Genomic DNA, 19,519 nt, shown 5'->3' with positions numbered 1-19,519 from the left:
CCGGTTGGCGAGTTTTAAATGATTTGAAATGGATCTGTATTGATTTCTGACGGAAGAAATTGTACATCCCACTGTTTCGGAACAAGCTCTTCCAGTTTTTCTGCAACACCTTTAATCATTACCTTCTCTACATGATGACCGGGATCAATCACATTTAATCCATCCTGCAAAGCATCCTGGGCTGTATGAAAATAAAGATCCCCTGTCACATATACATCTGCTCCATGACGCATCGCATGCCTATAATATTTATTGCCGTCACCGCCCAGGACAGCTACCTTTTTGATTGTGTCATTCAGTCTGCCAACTACGCGAACCATCGAAACATCTAATTGTTTTTTTACGAATTCAGCAAATTCCCTTAGGCTCATTGGTTCCTTAAGTGTTCCGACTCTGCCAAGCCCGAGTGATTCCCCTTTTAATTCAAGAGGATAAATATCATAAGCGACTTCTTCATATGGATGAGAAGAAAACATTGCATTCAATACTTGTTTTTCAATGGAAACTGGGTAAATCGTTTCTATTCTTTGTTCAGCTACAGTTTCAAGCTTCCCGACTGTTCCTAAATAAGGATGAGCTGCATTGCCTGGGAGAAAGCGACCTTCTCCGCTGGCAGTGAATGAACAATAACTGTATTCCCCAATATGGCCGGCACCCGCTTTTCCTAATGCATCTCGAACCTCATCTGCATTTTCAATAGGAACAAAAACAACCAGTTTTTTTAATGGAATTTCATAAGTTGGAACTAATACCTTTGTATTCTGCAAACCTAGCCGTTTACTTAATAAATCGTTGACTCCTCCTACTGCCACATCCAAATTGGTATGAGCAGCATAAACGGAGATATCATGCTTAATTAGACTTTCAAAGATCGAGCCGCCTTCTATTCTCTGAAGCGGCCTAAAAATAGGAGGATGATGGGCAATGATTAACTGAACACCTTTTTGGATGGCTTCAGCCACAACGTCTTTTGTAACATCAAGGGTCACAAGGACCTTTTGGACGTGTCTGCTTAAATCTCCTATTTGCAGTCCAATTTTGTCCCCCTCCATTGCATATTTTTTCGGGGAAAACTGTTCGAAAAGCTCAATAATCTGATGACCATTTACACTTTTCATTGGCGCAATCCCTCCTCAATCAGTTTAAGTTCGTTCCGGATTTTGTTCTTTTTCTCATTTGTCCCATCGGTTGGCTTAGCCAATTCTAAAGACTGCAGCACTCGTTCCAATTGCTGTTTTTCCCCTTGCCATTTATGAATAAAGGCCTGATTTTTTTCTTTAATTAAAAAGGGACCCATTAAAAGTTCCACTTCGCTTAGGTGCTGTTTCTTTTCCTGAAGAAAATCGGCACAAATAATTTCATAGATATGATCATCTTCTTCTAAAATCTGTTCAGTCACAATGGTCCACCCATTCTTGTCCAGCCATTTTCGAACTTGATTGCCTCCAACATTGGGCTGTAAAATTAATCTTGTATCTTTTGTTAATTTATCTTTTCCCTCTTCAAGAATCCGGCTAATTAAGGCTCCGCCCATCCCTGCGATGGTAATACAATTGACTTCACCAGGACTTATAACCTCAAGTCCATCGCCTTTTCGCACGTCTATTTTATTTAATAAATCCGCTTCTGTAACCTGATTCAAAGCTGATCGGAATGGTCCCTCCGCTACTTCTCCGGCAATTGCGCGAACAGCTCTGCCTGTTTGTACAGCATAACAGGGTAAATAGGCATGATCTGAGCCGATATCGGCGAGAACAGCCTGATTGGGTATGTATTGATATACAGCATTTAATCTTTTGGAGAGTTGTTCTATGTTCAAAAATACCACCTCTCGGCTATTATTTCATTTCCGCCTATATTTTACAATCGGTTAACCCGGTTCAGCTTTAAACTTTATCAAAGTTACATTATAAAGAAAACTTGCTAGCGCCAAGCCTTTAGGAGCAGGCGATGGCCTTGGTTGCACGCATCACGCTTGATGCGCAACGTCCTAATGAATCGCTCGACTTGGCAATCCTGACCTTCGTACTTTATTCCTAAAAAATTTTTACTGCCCCGAAATTACTTCTTTGCTAAAATTTTATACTTAAAGTAAAAAAGAAGTCCTTTACTTGACTAAGCAAAGGACCCCTTTTTTATTCTAATGTTAATAGCCATTCGGCCATTTCGTCTAATTTTTCTTCTGGCACTAGTCCTGGAGGCATTCCTCCAGGTAAACCATTTGTTAAAATTTCCTTAATATCGTCAGCCGAATACTTTTCTGAAAGCCCAATTAATGATGGAGCCGATCCGTTCGAATAATCAGTTCCATGACAGGTAATACAGCCTGCCTCTTGGTAGAGTTGTTCCGGTGATAATTCTAATAAAGCATTATCAGTACCTTCTTTTTCTCCTTGAGCTCTCTCCTCCCGGTTGTCTAATCCGATAAATGAGAGGAAGAAAATAAGACCAATTCCAAATACCATGATTAGTACGAAGGGAATTATAGGATTTCGATTCATTCTTGATCCTCCTTATGTATGAAACAGTAGTTCTGGTAGGAATAAGTACAAACAATATTTATTTTACTTGAAAACGTTATAAAGGGAAAGTAGATTTACCATTTTCTTTATATTTTCACGAAATAGACAAAAATACTACTGTTCATATCATATGGGGGAAAGCAATTATTATACATTTTTGAGAATTTCACGTGCAATGACGATTCGCTGAACCTCGGATGTTCCTTCTCCAATTTCTAAAAGCTTGGCGTCTCTCATATATCTTTCCACATGGTAATCCTTCATATAGCCATTTCCGCCATGGATTTGGACAGCCTGACTTGTAATTTCCATACAAATCTCAGAAGCATAAAGCTTACACATAGAAGCTTCTTTCGAAAAAGGCTTTCCTTGATCTTTTAGCCATGCGGCTTTATATACCATATTTCGAGCGAGTTCAATTTTCAATGCCATATCGGCCAATTTAAATTGGATGGCCTGGAATTGGCTTAGTGATCTTCCGAATTGCTTTCTTTCCGAGGCATATTGGAGTGCTTTCTCATAGGCTGCTTGAGCAATCCCTACTGCCATTGCTCCAATCCCAATTCTTCCGCCATCTAAAGTGATTAGAAATTGACGAAATCCCTCTCCGCGTTTACCAAGTATGTTTTCCTCGGGAACCCGGACATCTTCTAACACTAATTCAGTTGTATTCGAAGCGTGTAATCCCATCTTTTCATAATTATCGATAACCTTAAACCCTTTTGCATTTGTTGGAACAATAATCGCAGTAATTTCTTTTTCATGATCATTTTGTCCCGTAACAGCAGTTAAGGCTAAATGCTTAGCGTAACTGGCATTGGTAATAAAGCATTTATTACCGTTTATAACCCATTCCCCGGATTCTAGACGTGCAACTGTTTGAGTTCCCCCTGCATCTGATCCTGCATTTGGTTCGGTTAGACCGAAAGCACCCATTGATTCTCCTGTACAGATTGGAACTAAGTACCTTTGTTTTTGATCCTCCGTACCAAACATATGAATGGGAGCCCCGCCTAAGGAAATGTGAGCTGAATAGGTGATCCCTGTTGAACCGCAGGCACGGCTCAATTCTTCTGTCACAATGGCAAAACTGATTGTATCGGCTCCGGCTCCTCCATATTCCTCAGGAAATGGCAGACCCATTAATCCTAATTCAGCCAGTTTTTTCATAATAGAAAGAGGAAATTCCTTTTTATTATCCCTTTGTAATGCACCGGGAGCTACCTCTTCATCAGCGAACTCTCTTATCATTTTTTGAATCATTTGCTGCTCTTTAGTCAGTTCAAAATTCATTTCATACCCCTCCCTTTGTATGCGCTTACATCATACTATTATATGTTTAAATTCCCTTTTACACAACATTAAAACTTTTTTGTATTATATGATCAATTTCCAATTTCTACGATTGCAAAATGACTGACAATTCAGTAAAATATAAAGTAACCACTGGTAATTAAAAAGAAAGCTCGCCAATTGGCGAGTTTTCAGGCGAAGCATGATGCGCATTTGCACTTATCACTTTTGAGTGCTCCTGCCCATCGTACTTTCTAATGATTTTGACTGCGTGGAGTATGCTTCATTTGCTAAAATTTTACACTTTCTAATGTGCAAAAAAATAAACTTACTCATAGATTGAGTAAGTTTATTCTAAGAAATCTTTAAGTCGTTTGCTTCTGCTTGGATGGCGAAGTTTTCTTAATGCCTTTGCTTCAATTTGACGAATCCGCTCACGTGTAACACCAAAGACCTTTCCAACTTCTTCAAGTGTTCTCGTCCGGCCGTCATCTAGCCCAAAGCGTAACCTTAATACGTTTTCTTCACGGTCTGTCAGTGTATCTAAAACATCCTCGAGCTGCTCTTTTAATAATTCATAGGCGGCATGCTCAGAAGGTGATGTAGCTTCTTGGTCTTCAATAAAGTCACCAAGATGCGAATCATCCTCTTCACCAATTGGTGTTTCGAGGGAGACAGGTTCTTGAGCAATTTTTAAAATTTCTCTTACTTTATCAGGAGTAAGATCCATATCTTCTGCAATCTCTTCTGGCGTTGGTTCGCGTCCTAAATCCTGCAGTAACTGTCTTTGCACACGAATCAATTTATTTATAGTTTCAACCATGTGTACAGGAATCCGGATTGTTCTGGCCTGGTCTGCGATTGCACGCGTAATTGCCTGACGAATCCACCAGGTAGCATACGTACTAAATTTGAATCCTTTACGGTAATCAAATTTTTCAACGGCTTTAATAAGCCCCATATTTCCTTCTTGAATTAAATCAAGGAATAACATTCCCCGGCCTACATATCTCTTCGCAATACTTACAACTAACCGTAAGTTCGCTTCCGCAAGGCGTCTTTTCGCTTCTTCGTCACCTTGTTCAATTCTTTCGGCAAGTTCTATTTCCTCATCAGCTGAAAGGAGATCCACTCGACCAATTTCTTTCAGATACATGCGGACAGGGTCATTTATTTTTACACCAGGAGGAACACTTAAATCATTTAAGTCGAATTCCTCTTCATCATCTTTTGGATCTACAACATCTACATTTGTATCTGCAACTTCATCATGTTCTCCTAGTAAATCTACACCCTGGTCACCTAAGGCTTCATAAAATTCGTCTAAATGCTCCGAATCAACTTCGAATGAAGATAATTTGTCTGCAATCTCCTCGTATGTTAGGTGCCCTCTTTTTTTGCCAATTTCAATTAGGTGGTCTTTTGCTTGTTCAAGTGTTACCTCATTTTCAACTTCTTCTCTGGAACGCGCTGATTTTTCAGCCAATGCGGCCCCTCCTTCCAACTCAAAGAACAAAATCCTATAACGTTTTGCGCAGCTGCAATATCTCCATTGCAATGCTAGCAGCCTTCACATAATCTTTACTGCTTTCTGCTTCCCTTTCTTCTCGCTCTTTTTCTTTTATCATTAGCAATTTTTTTTGCTTTAACACCTGCATAATATAATCATTCAGTTCTTTCTCTGTTAGTTCCTCTTGGATTTGAATCAAGCTGATTTCAGTTACCAACCTTTTAATGGATTGGTCTTTAATAAAATCCAAAAATTGACTAACATCGGGTGAGTTCCCTTCTTCATAGTATGCAGCAAGATAAGTAAAAATAGCTTGATGTTCATCTATATTAAATGTTTGATGGTGAAGAAGTTTTTGGACCTCCCATACTAGCTGGTCATTCTGCAGCATATAAGCGAGAAGCATTTTTTCAGCAGTTACAAAAGCAGGTGCCAGCTTTTTTTCTCTTTTGCTAAAAGAAGTAATTTGCCGTGGCATCAGCTTTTGCTGCTTGCGAAGACTTTTATCCTGTTGTATCGAATATTGTTGTTCTTGTTCCTTTAACGCTTCTAAGGACAATGAAAATTCATTGGCCAGCTGTCTTAGATAGTGGTCCTTTTCAATCGCACTATTCTGCTTTGAAATTTCTTTTAGTACTTCTTCTATATAGAGAAGCCTTTCTCCTTCATTGATAAGATTTTTCCCTCTCCGCAGATAGGAAAGTTTAAAAGACATAAAGGTTTGGCTTCGATCTACCACTTCTGTCTGAAATTTTTCACCGCCATATTGGCGAATAAATTCATCAGGGTCTAACTGGTCTGGAATGCTGGCTACTAAGACTGAGATGCCATTCTCTTCTAACAGTTTTCCAGCCCGATAGGCAGCTTCAACCCCAGCATCATCTGCGTCAAAACACAAAACCGCAGTAGACACATTTCTTTTTAAAATCCTGATGTGTTCCTCCGATAATGAGGTTCCCATCGTAGCAATCCCATGTTTGACTCCTGCATTAAATGCTGAGATAACATCTGCATAGCCTTCAAACAGGATACAGGCATCCTTTTTCCGGATTTCTGGCCTTGCCCGGTGGAAATTATAAAAGATGTTTCCTTTTTTAAAAATCGGAGTCTCAGGTGAATTAAGAAACTTAGGCTCATTTCCGTCTGCCTCCATGACTCTTCCGGAAAAAGCAACGGTTTTTCCGCTATGATCATGAATTGGAAACATAATTCTATTTCTGAATCTGTCAAATGTGCGATCACCCTGTGCACTTCTAACAATAATCCCAGATTCCTCAATGATGGAATGAGAGAATCCCTTTTTCTCTAAATAGTTCTTAACAAAATCCCATGACCCGGGAGCATAGCCAATTTGAAAAGCAGCAATCGCATCTTTGGATATCCCTCGGTTTTCTAAGTAGGTAAGCGCTTTTTGACCTTCTTTTGTATTTACCAGCAAATGATGGTAAAATTTATTTAATAACTCATGTAAATCAAAAAGCTGCTTCTCTTTTTCACTTTTCGGGCTTGTGTGTTCTGATTGAACAGTAAGTGCTGGAATATCTTTTCCTGTGCGTTCGGCAATTTTTTGTACGGCTTCAATAAAAGACAGACCATCAATGTCCATTAAAAAAGAAAACACATTTCCCCCAGCCCCGCATCCAAAGCAGTGAAAAATTTGTTTATCCGGGGCAACAGAAAAAGAGGGGGTATTTTCCCCGTGAAATGGACAAAGCCCAAAATAGTTTCGTCCTTTTTTCTTTAATTGGACATACTCGCTTATTACATCAACTATGTCTGCCGAGGCCCTTATTTCGTCTATTAATTCGTCCGATAATCGTTCAGACATCATCATCAACTGCCTCTTTTTTGATATAAATCGATGTAATTCATCATTTTTTTACAAACAATTAATTCGATAAAAAAATTCAAATTCCTGCAAGCTTCGACAAAATCTGTTCAAATTCTTTACAAAACTTTTGCCGGTCTTGTTCCGTGAATTTTTTTGGACCTCTCGTTCTTTCACCACCTCTTCTTGCCTTATTGGATGCATAACGAAAAAACAAGATAGAATCCAGGTCCTTATCGTTAATTACTTTTCCGCGAGGGGTAATTGCGTACACTCCTTTTGGAATAACTGAAGCTGCTAACCCCATGTCCTGTGTAACAACACAGTCACCTTTTTGTGAGTGATTGACGATAAACAAATCAGCAGACTCTTTGTCCGGATCAACAAACTTCCACTCATTTGCATCATCATTTTGATGATAATGGGCATATGAAGCAACAAAATGAACTGGTATCCCATACTGCCTTGAAAGCTGTCGAATTTCATTTTTAACCGGACAAGCATCCGCGTCAACAAGAACCACCGGTTTTTGCAGGTAAGGAATACATTCTACGTCATGTCCCATTATCCTTCTTTTACTCACCTTTTTATACAAAACTCATATGGTTTTGTCGAATTTTTTTTGTGATTTCCCCTTGACATCCACCAATAATAAGTTTATTCTTTCTTGCTTGACCTTAAACCTATTATATGGTTTTTTTATCACAATTTTTTATTATAGTACATAAAAGCCGGTAATTCCATTATTTTTTACTGATTATCTGTTAAAATTTTTCCCATACAAAAGCAAAAGACCGTCTATTAAGACGACCTTTACTTTTATAGTCTTTTTTGCTGAATTTGATTCATGATAATATTGGCTGTTTCCTCAACTGCTTTATTTGTTACATCTATAATTGGACACCCTATTTTTTCAACAACTTTATTAAAATGCTCAAGCTCACTTTTAATTCTGTCTAAATTTGCATAGCTTGCCTGATCATTTAAGCCTAATGTTTTTAATCTTTCTCTTCTGATTTGATTCAATTTTTCCGGACTGATCTTTAGACCGAAGCATCGATCTTTTTCAACTTGATATAACTCATCAGGCGGATCAATTTCCGGGACAAGCGGTACGTTTGCCACTTTTAAGCGCTTATGTGCCAAATATTGTGATAGAGGTGTTTTTGAAGTTCTCGATACCCCTATTAGCACAATATCCGCTTTTAACAGTCCTCTAGGGTCTCTGCCATCATCATATTGAACAGCAAACTCAATCGCTTCAACCTTTTTAAAATAATCATCGTCCAGCTTTCTGACGAGCCCTGGTTCAAATAACGGAGTTTTCCCATATTGTTTATGAAAGTGATCCATTAGCGGACCAATCACATCAAAGGCGAATATTTCTTCTCTTTCGGCTGCTGCCTTGATGTACGCTCTCATGTCAGGCTTAACTAAAGTAAACACAATCATGCCATTATTAATTTTAGCCAGCTGGATTACTTCATCAATCGTTGATTCATCCTCAACGTAAGGAATCCTTTTTATTACGGAACCAGATCCGTTAAATTGACTGATGGCAGCTTTAGCAACCAATTCAGCGGTTTCCCCGACGGAATCTGATACGATATAGATTACTGGGAATTGCATCCGTTTCTCCCCCTATCTGTCAATCCCGGCTTAATGCAACAAATGCCTTCGTAATATTTGTTTTCGTGATTCTCCCTATTACCTCAAACCCATTCTCTGTCTTTTTCACAACGGGAAGGGCGTCGATTTGTCTTTCAATCAGACGATAGGCCACATCTAGCAGCGTATCGTCTTTTTCACACCAGGTTATATTAGGCATTCTTGTCATTATAATATGAACAGGCAGCTTATTTAAATCCTGCTTGCCTATACTTGCCCTAAGCAAATCTTTTCTGGAGAGGACACCTGTTAAAAAAGACTTATCATTGACAACAAACAAAGTTCCAACATCTTCTAAAAACATGGTAGTGATTGCATCATAAACGGACACATTTTCATTGACTACAACAGGAATGGATTGATGATCTTTGACCAGCAGCTTATTAATATGGTCAGAAAGCAGCTGGTTGCTGGATTTACCCGTATAAAAATAGCCTACTCTTGGCCGTGCATCAAGGAAGCCCGCCATCGTTAAAATAGCAAGGTCCGGTCTTAATGTAGCACGGGTTAAGTTTAGCTGTTCTGCAATCTGCTCACCTGTAATGGGCCCTTGTTCTTTTACGATTTGTACGATTTGTTCTTGCCTTTTATTTAGTTCGATTGTCCCCACCACCTAACTCCAAACCGGTTCAATTCTACAGAGTGGTTTGTTTTGGTTACGTAAACCATTTTGTCAATATTTATAACAAGTTAAAACATGCCGATATCATCATTATATATCATGAAACCTTTTTGAACAGTATCTTACTTCAAGTAAAACCTAGATTGTCTGTTTCACTTGAAGCAAATTCACATTTGCAAATTGAAGTATCAAATCACTTATTTTTTTCATAAGTGATAAGCGGTTGTTTTTTATTTTTTCATCTGAGCTCATAACCATCGTATGATCAAAATAAGGATCAATGGTTTGCTTCAATTCCGCGAGCCTGTCAAACCGTTCCTCTTCAGAAGTTACATTTGTCCAATCATCTTTAAGCTTTGTATACGCCTCAAAAAGAGCTGTTTCATAATCATTTTCAAACAGGGAAGCATCCACCTCGCAGATTTCCTCTGCTTTTTTAGCAATATTAATGACTCTTGATAAGCTCTCAATGATTTCTTTAAAGTGTTCGTCTTCGCGTCTTTCATTTAATATTCGGGCTCTTTCTACCAATGTCGGAACATCCCCGATTTCTCCTGAAAGCACAGAATCTATCACATCATAACGAACCCCTTGTTCTTGTAAGATAAACCGAATTCGCTGCGAGAAGAAATGTAATACTTCCTTAATGGTATCTTCTACTTTAATCGGAACCCCGCTTGCCTTACAATTTTCAAATGCTTTTGTTACGAGAGCATCAAGCGAAAATGGCCAATTTTTATCTAATAGTGTGACTACCACTCCCCATGCCTGCCGTCTTAATCCATACGGATCCTGAGAACCTGTCGGAATTAGTCCAATCGCAAAACAAGAAACAATTGTATCTACTTTGTCAGCGATACTAACGATAGAACCGGGAACAGAAATCGGAGGCGAGTCATCCGAATGACGAGGCATATAGTGCTCATTAATCGCTTTTGCAACCGCTTCTTTTTCATTTTTTAATAAAGCATATTTTTCTCCCATGTAACCTTGCAGTTCTGGAAATTCATATACCATATGTGTCACAAGGTCGTACTTGCAGATTTCTGCTGCTCTTGCTACCACTTTCATCTGGTCGGGATCCAGTTTTAACTGATGACCAAGCCATCCTGAAAATGCTGCTATTCTTTTTACCTTTTCTGCATAAGTACCAATTTGTTCCTGGTATACAATTTTCTCCAATTTCGAATTCCACTCATCGATGGAGAGCTTTTGATCCTCTTTGAAGAAAAAGTTGGCATCTGACAATCTTGCCGATAAAACCTTCTCATTCCCCTTTGCAACTTTTTCAATATGCCTGTGATCGCCGTTACGGACGGTTACGAAATAAGGAAGTAGCGTTCCGGATTGATCCTTTACAGGAAAATAACGCTGATGCTCTTTCATAGAGGTAATTAAGACTTCAGCCGGTAGAGATAAAAATTCCTGACTGAATTTTCCGTACAAGACAGTCGGATACTCTACAAGATTTGTAACCTCTTCTAAGAGTTCCTCGTCAATCGGTATAATCCAGCCTTCAGCCTCAGCCAACTTTTCTAATTGCTGTCTGATGGCTTGCTTCCGTTCTTCATATTTAGCTAATACATACTGAGACAGAAGTTTTTGTTCATATTCTTCAGGTTTTTCAATTTGAACCTCTTCTCCCAGAAAACGATGGCCCCTTGTTAATCGGCCTGTTTCAACATCCGTAATCGCAAATGGAATGACTTCAGATTCATATAAAGCTACAATCCACTTAATCGGGCGAACAAATTTAAAATCATAGCTTCCCCATTTCATATTTTTCGGGAAGGTTAGAGAAGTAATTACGGTTTGAATAGAAGGAAGCAATTCTTTTGTTTTTAGTCCTTTTTGCTCGATTTTTACAAAACAATACTCAACACCATTCACTTCTTTAAAATAAATATCATTGACTGTTTTTCCTTGCCCCTTCGAAAATCCGATGGCCGCTTTTGACCAATTTCCTTCATGATCTAAGGCTATATGTTTGGCAGGTCCTTTCGCCTCTTCTACGATATCTTCTTGTGAATCTGCTACACCTTCAATTCTGACTGCTAAACGTCTGGGTGTAGAAAAAGCTTTTACTTGCGTGAATCCGATTCGATTTTCACTTAGCCAGTTTTCCGTTTTGTCCTTAAACTGTTCCATAGCCGCTTTTATCATTTTTGCAGGCATTTCTTCCAAGCCAAGTTCAATTAACACATTACTCATTTACTCTCCACCTCCTGAGTCTTTAGGATTGGGAACCCTAGCTTTTCTCGTTCTTCAAAATAAGTTTTCGCCACTTTACGGGCAAGATGTCTCATTCTTCCGATATAACCTGTCCGTTCTGTGACTGAAATCGCACCTCTTGCATCTAAAATATTAAACACATGTGAACATTTTAAAATATAGTCGTAAGCCGGGTGAACCAATCCCTCTTCCATTTGCTTATGAGCTTCTTGTTCAAATGTTTCGAACAGAGTAAATAACATGTCCTGATTAGACGTTTCAAACGTATATTTGGAATGCTCATATTCCGGCTGGCCAAAAATATCCCGATACGTAAAACCATTGGTCCATTCAAGCTCAAATACATTATCCTTCTCTTGAATGTATGAGGCTAAGCGCTCAAGTCCATAAGTGATTTCAACCGAAACGGGACTGCATTCTAATCCGCCAACCTGTTGGAAGTAGGTAAATTGGGTAATTTCCATACCATCGAGCCAAACCTCCCAGCCAAGTCCGGCACAGCCAAGTGACGGATTCTCCCAATTGTCCTCAACAAAGCGAATATCATGCTCTAACGGGTCAATACCTAACGCCTTTAATGAATCCAGGTAGATCTCCTGAATATTATCAGGTGAAGGCTTCATTATGACTTGAAATTGGTGATGCTGGTATAAGCGATTTGGATTTTCTCCATAACGGCCATCTGCTGGTCTTCTGGAAGGTTCTACATATGCAACATTCCATGGTTCCGGACCGACAGCCCGTAAAAATGTATATGGGCTCATCGTCCCCGCGCCTTTTTCCACATCATAAGCCTGCATCAAAATACAGCCTTGTTCTGACCAATGCTTTTGAAGCGTAATAATCATATCTTGAAAATTCATTTCAAACACCTCCGTAAAAATCCCTTACATTTTTGGTTTTTTATATTTAAATTGATACACTCTTAGCCCTTCATCCCCCATATAAAAACAAACAAAAAACCCGTCCCTATGCACATCTGCATAGGGACGGGCCTGTACCCGCGGTTCCACCCTATTTGCCGGATTATAAACAAATCCTGCCTCTTTTATCATAATAAGCTCCAGAACGCCTTCCCTACCTGTCTATACCCTAGCTCCCACCATCCTAGGTTCGCTTTTATAGCTTGGATAGGTACTACTTTCCTTCTCAGCCTATATTCATTTTAATTCACAGTGTAACGAAATCTGAAATCATTGTCAACTTTTAGTTCTGATCGGGCTTCCACACCTGCTTAATTTGTTTTAAGACCCCTTTACTCTTAAGATACAGCCCCGTGTACGTATCATAGTATTGTTCCATAACCATATCCAATTCTTTTTTTGTCTGCTCCTTTACATGGATGGAACCTATCTGTTCTAAGCTTATTTTTGCAAATTGACTTAAAAGCCTTGTGGATGCTGGTGAGAGGGGGATCCGGTATGGATCTGTTTCAAAACAGCGATGGCAAAGAAAACCGTTTTCTCTCACAGAGAAAGAAAATATTCCTTCCTTTGCTTTACAGTTGACACATTCATGTAAAACTGGCTTCAATCCTAATATCGGCAGCATTTTGATTTCGAAAATAGTTTTAATAATATCTGGATCATATTCTTCCTGTAAATAGTGTAATGAGAGAGCAAGCTGATCATAAAGTATGGGGTTTGGTTTCCTTTCATCTATCCCTTTCTCAGCCAGTTCAACGATATAGGCTGCAAATCCGGTTAAGTATATATCCTCCCGTAATCTTCGCATCGATTGAATTGATTCTCCTTGATGGAGCAATCCTAGTCCTCGATTTAGCTGAATCAAATATGATCCAATCGTAAATAGCTGGGTACAGCTGAAAAGCTTGCTATTCGGTTTTTTTGCTCCACGTGCCATAACACCGATTTTTCCCCAGTTTTTCGTTAAGAGGGTAACAATCTTATTGGTTTCACCATAATCAGTCGTCTTTAAAACAATTCCTTCTCCCTTATTAAACATGCTTTTCCCTCTCTATAATTCAATATATAAAAACAAGCCGACTCTAATAGCCGGCTCAAATTTTGGGGGTAACCTACATCATGGGGAAATCTATTTCTGCTAGCTCGTTTTCCTGCTCCTCCTTTTTAGGTAAGGATTGTTGTTCCAACTCTTTGTAAAGAAGATAAGTGTCAATATTCCCAGTTTCAGAAAATACCTTCCAGGTAAATTCTAACATTTGATACCCACCTTTCTAGGATTTGAACTAGCTATTGTAATTCCCTTTAGCTTACTATATAGGTTGACCAAGACCGCTCAAATCATGAGACGAAAAATTTACTAGCTTTTTGAACGAATAAAACCGAACGATTTAGTATTCGTCCTCCCTAAATCCAAAATCCCTTAGATGCAGCGCCTTATTTCGCCAGTCTTTTTGTACTTTTGCCCAGAGCTCCAGATATACTTTAGAACCTAATAAGTTTTCAATATCAACTCTAGCCCTCTGACCAATTTCCTTTAACATCGATCCCCGCTTTCCAATTATAATCCCTTTTTGTGAATCCCTTTCCACAACGATGGTGGCCATTACATGGATGAGATCCTTATCTGGATCTTTCGAGATTTTATCGATAGTTACGGCAATCGAATGAGGGACCTCTTCACGCGTTAAATGAAGCGCTTTCTCTCTTATTAGCTCCGAAATAATAAAACGCTCCGGATGATCTGTCACCTGATCAGCCGGGTAATATTGCGGCCCTTCAGGCAGCGTTTCTTTGATAACCTCAAGAAGTCTATCAACATTCTGCCCTTGTAATGCAGAGACTGGGATAATCTCAGCAAAATCAAAGCGTTTTTGATAGCCTTCAATAAAGGTGAGAAGATCATCTGGATGTACTTGATCGATTTTATTTACAACTAGAAAGACAGGTGTTTTAATCCCCTGTAATTTCTCAAGTATCATTTGTTCCCCTTTTCCGAATCCTTCTGTTACATTAACCATAAAGAGAACTAAATCCACTTCTTTTAAGGCATTTGTTGCTACCTTCATCATAAAATCTCCAAGCTTATGTTTCGGAACATGAATCCCTGGAGTATCAATAAATATCATTTGTGCGTCATTTAAGGTTAAAACACCTTGTACTTTATTTCGAGTTGTTTGCGGCTTGTCACTCATGATCGCTATTTTTTGCCCAATGATACGATTTAACAATGTAGATTTTCCAACATTCGGTCTTCCAATGATAGAAATGAAACCTGATTTATATCCTTCAGCCATTTAAATCACTCGGAGAAAACGCTCCTGGCAATAGCTCTTCAACCGTTAACTCTGCTACATCACCTTGGAGGTTTGTTAGATAGATTGTCATATCCTTCGGGCATAGCTCTGAGATGACTTGACGGCAAGCTCCACAAGGAGGTACCGGCCGTTTCGTATCTGCCACAACTACTAATGCTTTAAATTGTTTAACTCCTTCAGAATAGGCTTTAAAAATTGCTGTTCTTTCCGCACAATTGGTCATACTGTAGGCCGCATTTTCAATATTACAGCCATGGTAGACAGTACCATCTTCTGCTAATAGCGCTGCACCTACCTGAAAATTTGAATAAGGAACATATGCTTTATCTCTTGCTTTATTTGCTTCTGCGATTAATGACTGGATATCCAAAGATCTTAGTCTTCCTTTCCTGATGGTAGTATTCAAATTTTATCTGAATATACCCGTGTTTTCAAATTTAGTGTATGAGATAACCTTGATTTCGTGCTATGACAAGATGTTCCAGATCTTAGGAATAAATACGATGATTCCTACAATAACCGCATACACGGCGAATAGGAACACCGCTCCGCTTGCCATATCCTTCGCTGCTTTTGCCAGTTCATGATATTCTTTAGTAACCAAATCAACGGCACGCTCAATGCTTGAATTGATCAATTCAAGTATAAGCACCCCAAAAATAGCGGAACAAACAAAGAGCCACTCAATCCATGTAATGGAGAACAGAAATCCTAATGTCGTAACAATTGCAGCACTGACAAGGTGAAACTGAAAATTTCTTTCATGCTTGCTCGCTGAAATTATTCCGGAAAGCGCTGCTTTAAAAGAACTGAGAAATGTCCTGTTCCGAAACGCTCTATCTTTTGAGTCCATATTCTTCTAATATGCTTTCTTGTTTTGAAAACATTTCTTTTTCTTCTTGTTCTGTCTCGTGATCATATCCAAGAAGATGAAGTAGACCGTGCACTGCCAAAAACCCCAACTCTCTTTCAAAGGAATGACCGTATTCTTCTGCTTGTTCCTTTGTTTTCTCAATTGAAATAATAATATCTCCTAACACTCTTGTTTCTGGAGCACCGATAATGACCTCTTCCTCATCTCCTTCTTCAAGTGCAAATGAAATCACATCAGTAGGTTTATCTTTGCCTCGATATTCTCTATTAATTTCTTGGATTTTATCATTAGAAACAAAAGTAACAGATATTTCACAGTCTTCTTCAACTTTCTCTTGCTTTAGTCCAATCGTTATTAAATCTCTTATGAGTTTTTCTTCTTTCTCTGTTACAGTGTTTGTTTCATCTAAAAAATCAATTTCTAAATTCATTTATTTTCACCCTTCTGTATTTTTTTCAAATCTGGATATTCAATCCGTGAGTGAAAGATTCCGTATAATGTTTCACATAATGTGTGAGCTACGATATCAAGTTCCTTCAGGGTAATATCACAATCATTTAACTGACCATCCTGAAGCCGATCCCGAATAATTCCATTCACAATTTCCTTAATTTCTTCAGGTGTCGGATTATTTTTAGACCGTACGGCAGCTTCAACACTATCAGCAATATTGATAACAGCTGCTTCTTTAGTAGCGGGACGCGGACCCGGATAACGGAAATCCTCTTCTTTTACGTCTTCCCCGCTCTCCATTGCTTTGTGATAGAAAAATTTAAGTAAAGTCGTTCCATGATGCTGTTCCGCAATATCAATTATTTCTTTTGGAAGTTTCGCTTTCTTTAACATTTTGACTCCATCAGTGACATGAGAGATAATGATATTTTTACTTGCGATTGGTGAAATCTGATTATGCGGATTTTCTAAATTCATTTGATTCTCAATAAAAAACTTGGGCCTGTTAGTTTTCCCGATATCATGATAATAGCATGCAACTCTTGCTAAAAGACCATTCGCCCCAATTGATTCACAAGCTGATTCCGCTAAATTGGCGACCATGACACTATGGTGATACGTCCCTGGAGCTTCCGTCAATATTTTTTTTATTAACGGGTGATTCGGGTTTGAAAGCTCAATTAGCTTCATACCCGATAAAATATTAAAACCTGCTTCAAAAAACGGCAGCAATCCAATTGTAAAAACGGATGCCGCTACACCTGAGGCAATGCCCATGAGAGCATCATAACTAAAATCTAAGCTTGGAAAAGGGCTGTTTTTAATCAGATAATAACTTAAAATAACCACTAGGTTTAAAATGGATACTAATAAACCGGACCGTAATATCCTGGAACGCTGATTGTGACCGGTTAAAAACAGCATTCCCGCGATTCCGCTTAACAATATGTAAACTCCAATATCAAAATTAATCGCTCCAGATACATCTCGATTGAAAATAATAGTTGAAACGATCGCAAGAATAATAGTGTTAATAATCGCTAGCCTGTCATGAATTAATATTTTAATAAGCATGCTGCTCATGGCAGCAGGGAAAATATAGCCGATATTTTGCGAATTAATTGGCTGCAGTAAGCTGACAAGCTTCATAAAAATCAATGAAATAATAAAAATCATGCTGAAGATCAGAAGTTCCGAGTGTTTTGCGTCAGCCTTACTCTCTCTAAAGAATAAACTCAAGCCACCAACCAATATAATCACCAGGGCACCCAGCCCAATAAATGGTTTAAGTTGAACCTCATTATTCAATAATCCTACAAGTTCAAGCTGACGATACACTTCAGCGGTAATCATCTCGCCCTCTTCAATGATGACTTCGCCTTGTAGGATTTTAACAGGTTCGACCCCTTCAACTGCTTGTTTTTTTAACTCTTCTGTTTTTTCCAGGCTGAAAATTTCATTTTGGATCACTCCATAACGGCCCAGGGCAATAGCAGCATCTTTTAGAGCTGGAGGAAGCGGAGCATATTTAAGTTGTTCTTCCACCTCTCTTTTTGAATTCTCCACCTGATTAGCGGGGATCCGATTGCTCATTACATGATTAACAGCCGTAATGGTCAGGTCTTTTGCATTATTCAATTGCGTTGGTGTTGCCTGAAGTAATGCCCCAAGAACACTATCATTCAGTTCTGATGAGACATCTTCTGAAAGTTTATCTCGATAACGTTTAATTTTTTCTTCTAAGGTTGGCTCGTCTGCTGTTGGTTCTTGAGCATTGTTACCGCCAGGGGAAGTTCCTTCCGTTGCCTCTCCCTCTTCAGCAGCAGCATCTTCCTTTTCTTTTGCAACTTCTGTATTCACTTCCTCAGCCAGCTCAAATATACTTCTAATTAAATTTACCTGGTTTTCCGAGTATTCGGTTTTTAATTCATATACATCTTGGACTTGTGACCGTGCTTCTTCTTTTCTTTTTTCTGTAAGCTCTTTATCTTCGACCTGAATCGGTGCCCTTATCGTCTGCGGAGCTGTCTGAAATAGAGCTACATCCAGCTTTTCTGGCCTTACATTGCTAAACATCACAGCATAGAGAACCGCGCCAATCAGAATAAATAAAAGGGCTCGAACAAAAGTATTTCCGAGTGAATGTTTAATCTTTGCAAAAAATTCCTGCAGTCGGTCCATTTAAATATCCCTCCTTTTAGAGAGGATCATTAGTCACTTTATGTAAAATAATAGCAGTTTTGCGTGCAACATGCATCTTATTTTAAAAATCACCAAAGAAAAAAGCCAGCATTGTTAACAATGACAGGCTTTATAAATTATTTTTTTCGTATGCATCTATAATTTTTCGTACCAACGGATGGCGGACTACATCAGATTGTTCCAAGTGAACAAAAGCGATTCCCGGTACCTCTTTTAAAATTGATTCTGCTATAAAGAGACCGGATTTAACTCCTTTAGGCAAATCGACCTGAGATTGGTCGCCTGTAATAATCATTTTTGATCCGAATCCGAGTCTTGTTAAAAACATTTTCATTTGTGCCGCCGTTGTATTTTGAGCCTCATCTAATATGACAAAGGCATCATCTAAGGTTCGGCCTCTCATATAGGCTAGAGGTGCTATTTCAATCGTTCCTCTTTCCATCATCCTTGTTGTATGCTCTGCCCCCAGCACATCATGTAAGGCATCATATAATGGCCTTAAATAAGGATCCACTTTTTCTTTCAGATCACCTGGGAGAAAACCTAATGACTCGCCCGCCTCAACGGCAGGACGGGTTAAAATAATCTTTTTGACAAGTCCATTTCTAAGAGCCGTGACTGCCATTACTACAGCCAAATAGGTTTTTCCTGTTCCTGCAGGTCCAATCCCAAAAATAAGGTCATTCTTTTTAATCGCTTGTATATATTGTTTTTGTCCAATTGTTTTAACACGAATCGCTTTCCCTTTTACATTCCGCGCAATTTCTTCTGCATATAAATCCAGCAGCTCACCACTATTTCCGTCTAGTGCTAATTGGGAAGCATAGATACAATCGCGAGGTCCAATATGGATTCCTTTGCGAATCAGAATCAGGAGCTTTGAAAGGGCATCTGACAACATGTCAATCTTTTCCTCAGGTCCGCTCACTAATACCTTCTCGCCTCTGGTTACAATAGATACGCCCAATTGTTCCTCAAAGATTTTTAAATGCTGGTCTTCAATTCCAAATAAAGCTTGTGCTTCCTCTGGTCCTTCAAGTTCAATTGAAATCTGTTTTAAAGCTTCTGACATTC

The 19,519-nt window shown here is 38.9% G+C and carries 19 protein-coding genes and 1 other annotated feature; all 19 genes read right to left on the bottom strand.

Going from position 1 to position 19,519, the window contains the following annotated elements:
- Positions 1-14: 14 nt before the first annotated feature.
- Complete coding sequence (locus tag MLE14_RS04780) at positions 15-1,118, bottom strand: Nif3-like dinuclear metal center hexameric protein (protein WP_243297192.1); 1,104 nt, start codon at positions 1,116-1,118, stop codon at positions 15-17.
- Entirely contained in the window at positions 1,115-1,819 is a 705-nt protein-coding gene (locus tag MLE14_RS04775) for a tRNA (adenine(22)-N(1))-methyltransferase (RefSeq protein ID WP_243297191.1), read from the bottom strand. The genes MLE14_RS04780 and MLE14_RS04775 overlap by 4 nt, the downstream gene beginning before the upstream one ends.
- Before the next feature lie 316 nt (positions 1,820-2,135).
- Positions 2,136-2,501: a cytochrome c550 gene (gene cccA, locus MLE14_RS04770; RefSeq protein WP_243297190.1), complete on the bottom strand. Its 366-nt coding sequence runs from the start codon at positions 2,499-2,501 to the stop codon at positions 2,136-2,138.
- Between the two features lie 168 nt (positions 2,502-2,669).
- Entirely contained in the window at positions 2,670-3,815 is a 1,146-nt protein-coding gene (locus MLE14_RS04765; RefSeq protein ID WP_243297189.1) for an acyl-CoA dehydrogenase family protein, read from the bottom strand.
- A gap of 349 nt (positions 3,816-4,164) precedes the next feature.
- Entirely contained in the window at positions 4,165-5,301 is a 1,137-nt protein-coding gene (gene rpoD, locus MLE14_RS04760; protein WP_243297188.1) for an RNA polymerase sigma factor RpoD, read from the bottom strand.
- A 34-nt stretch (positions 5,302-5,335) separates the two neighbouring features.
- Positions 5,336-7,153 (bottom strand): DNA primase, encoded by a 1,818-nt coding sequence (gene dnaG, locus MLE14_RS04755; protein WP_243297282.1) that lies wholly within the window; start codon positions 7,151-7,153, stop codon positions 5,336-5,338.
- A 79-nt stretch (positions 7,154-7,232) separates the two neighbouring features.
- Entirely contained in the window at positions 7,233-7,718 is a 486-nt protein-coding gene (locus tag MLE14_RS04750; RefSeq protein WP_243297187.1) for a YaiI/YqxD family protein, read from the bottom strand.
- Between the two features lie 254 nt (positions 7,719-7,972).
- The gene (locus tag MLE14_RS04745; protein WP_243297186.1) at positions 7,973-8,782 is read right to left on the bottom strand and encodes a pyruvate, water dikinase regulatory protein; all 810 of its coding nucleotides are present in this window, start codon (positions 8,780-8,782) and stop codon (positions 7,973-7,975) included.
- 19 nt (positions 8,783-8,801) lie between these two features.
- Positions 8,802-9,434 carry a helix-turn-helix transcriptional regulator gene (locus MLE14_RS04740; protein WP_313897608.1) on the bottom strand — a complete coding sequence of 211 codons (633 nt, stop codon included), beginning with the start codon at positions 9,432-9,434 and terminating at the stop codon, positions 8,802-8,804.
- 147 nt (positions 9,435-9,581) lie between these two features.
- Positions 9,582-11,654 carry a glycine--tRNA ligase subunit beta gene (gene glyS / locus MLE14_RS04735; protein WP_243297184.1) on the bottom strand — a complete coding sequence of 691 codons (2,073 nt, stop codon included), beginning with the start codon at positions 11,652-11,654 and terminating at the stop codon, positions 9,582-9,584.
- On the bottom strand, positions 11,651-12,538 hold the full coding sequence (glyQ, locus tag MLE14_RS04730) for a glycine--tRNA ligase subunit alpha (RefSeq protein ID WP_243297183.1): 888 nt from the start codon (positions 12,536-12,538) through the stop codon (positions 11,651-11,653). Before glyQ ends, glyS begins: the two co-directional genes overlap by 4 nt.
- Positions 12,539-12,657: 119 nt before the next feature.
- Positions 12,658-12,835, bottom strand: a binding site (T-box leader).
- Between the two features lie 46 nt (positions 12,836-12,881).
- Complete coding sequence (gene recO / locus MLE14_RS04725; protein WP_243297182.1) at positions 12,882-13,640, bottom strand: DNA repair protein RecO; 759 nt, start codon at positions 13,638-13,640, stop codon at positions 12,882-12,884.
- Between the two features lie 73 nt (positions 13,641-13,713).
- Positions 13,714-13,857, bottom strand: a complete 144-nt coding sequence (locus MLE14_RS04720) for a YqzL family protein (protein ID WP_243297181.1) — start codon at positions 13,855-13,857, stop codon at positions 13,714-13,716.
- 132 nt (positions 13,858-13,989) lie between these two features.
- Entirely contained in the window at positions 13,990-14,895 is a 906-nt protein-coding gene (gene era / locus MLE14_RS04715; protein WP_243297180.1) for a GTPase Era, read from the bottom strand.
- Positions 14,888-15,286, bottom strand: coding sequence for a cytidine deaminase (locus MLE14_RS04710; protein ID WP_243297179.1), 399 nt, complete (start codon positions 15,284-15,286; stop codon positions 14,888-14,890). The genes era and MLE14_RS04710 overlap by 8 nt, the downstream gene beginning before the upstream one ends.
- A gap of 96 nt (positions 15,287-15,382) precedes the next feature.
- Positions 15,383-15,769 carry a diacylglycerol kinase gene (locus MLE14_RS04705; RefSeq protein WP_243297178.1) on the bottom strand — a complete coding sequence of 129 codons (387 nt, stop codon included), beginning with the start codon at positions 15,767-15,769 and terminating at the stop codon, positions 15,383-15,385.
- Positions 15,753-16,220: an rRNA maturation RNase YbeY gene (ybeY, locus tag MLE14_RS04700; RefSeq protein WP_243297177.1), complete on the bottom strand. Its 468-nt coding sequence runs from the start codon at positions 16,218-16,220 to the stop codon at positions 15,753-15,755. Before ybeY ends, MLE14_RS04705 begins: the two co-directional genes overlap by 17 nt.
- Positions 16,217-18,424 (bottom strand): HD family phosphohydrolase, encoded by a 2,208-nt coding sequence (locus MLE14_RS04695; protein ID WP_243297176.1) that lies wholly within the window; start codon positions 18,422-18,424, stop codon positions 16,217-16,219. The genes ybeY and MLE14_RS04695 overlap by 4 nt, the downstream gene beginning before the upstream one ends.
- 130 nt (positions 18,425-18,554) lie before the next feature.
- Positions 18,555-19,517, bottom strand: coding sequence for a PhoH family protein (locus MLE14_RS04690; protein WP_243297175.1), 963 nt, complete (start codon positions 19,515-19,517; stop codon positions 18,555-18,557).
- Between the last annotated feature and the right edge of the window lie 2 nt (positions 19,518-19,519).

The sequence above is a fragment of the Bacillus litorisediminis genome, from assembly GCF_022808645.1.
GTDB lineage: Bacteria > Bacillota > Bacilli > Bacillales > JC228 > Bacillus_BF > Bacillus_BF litorisediminis.
The sequence above is the reverse complement of the archived record's forward strand: the minus strand, read 5'-3'. Positions and strand labels throughout refer to the sequence as shown.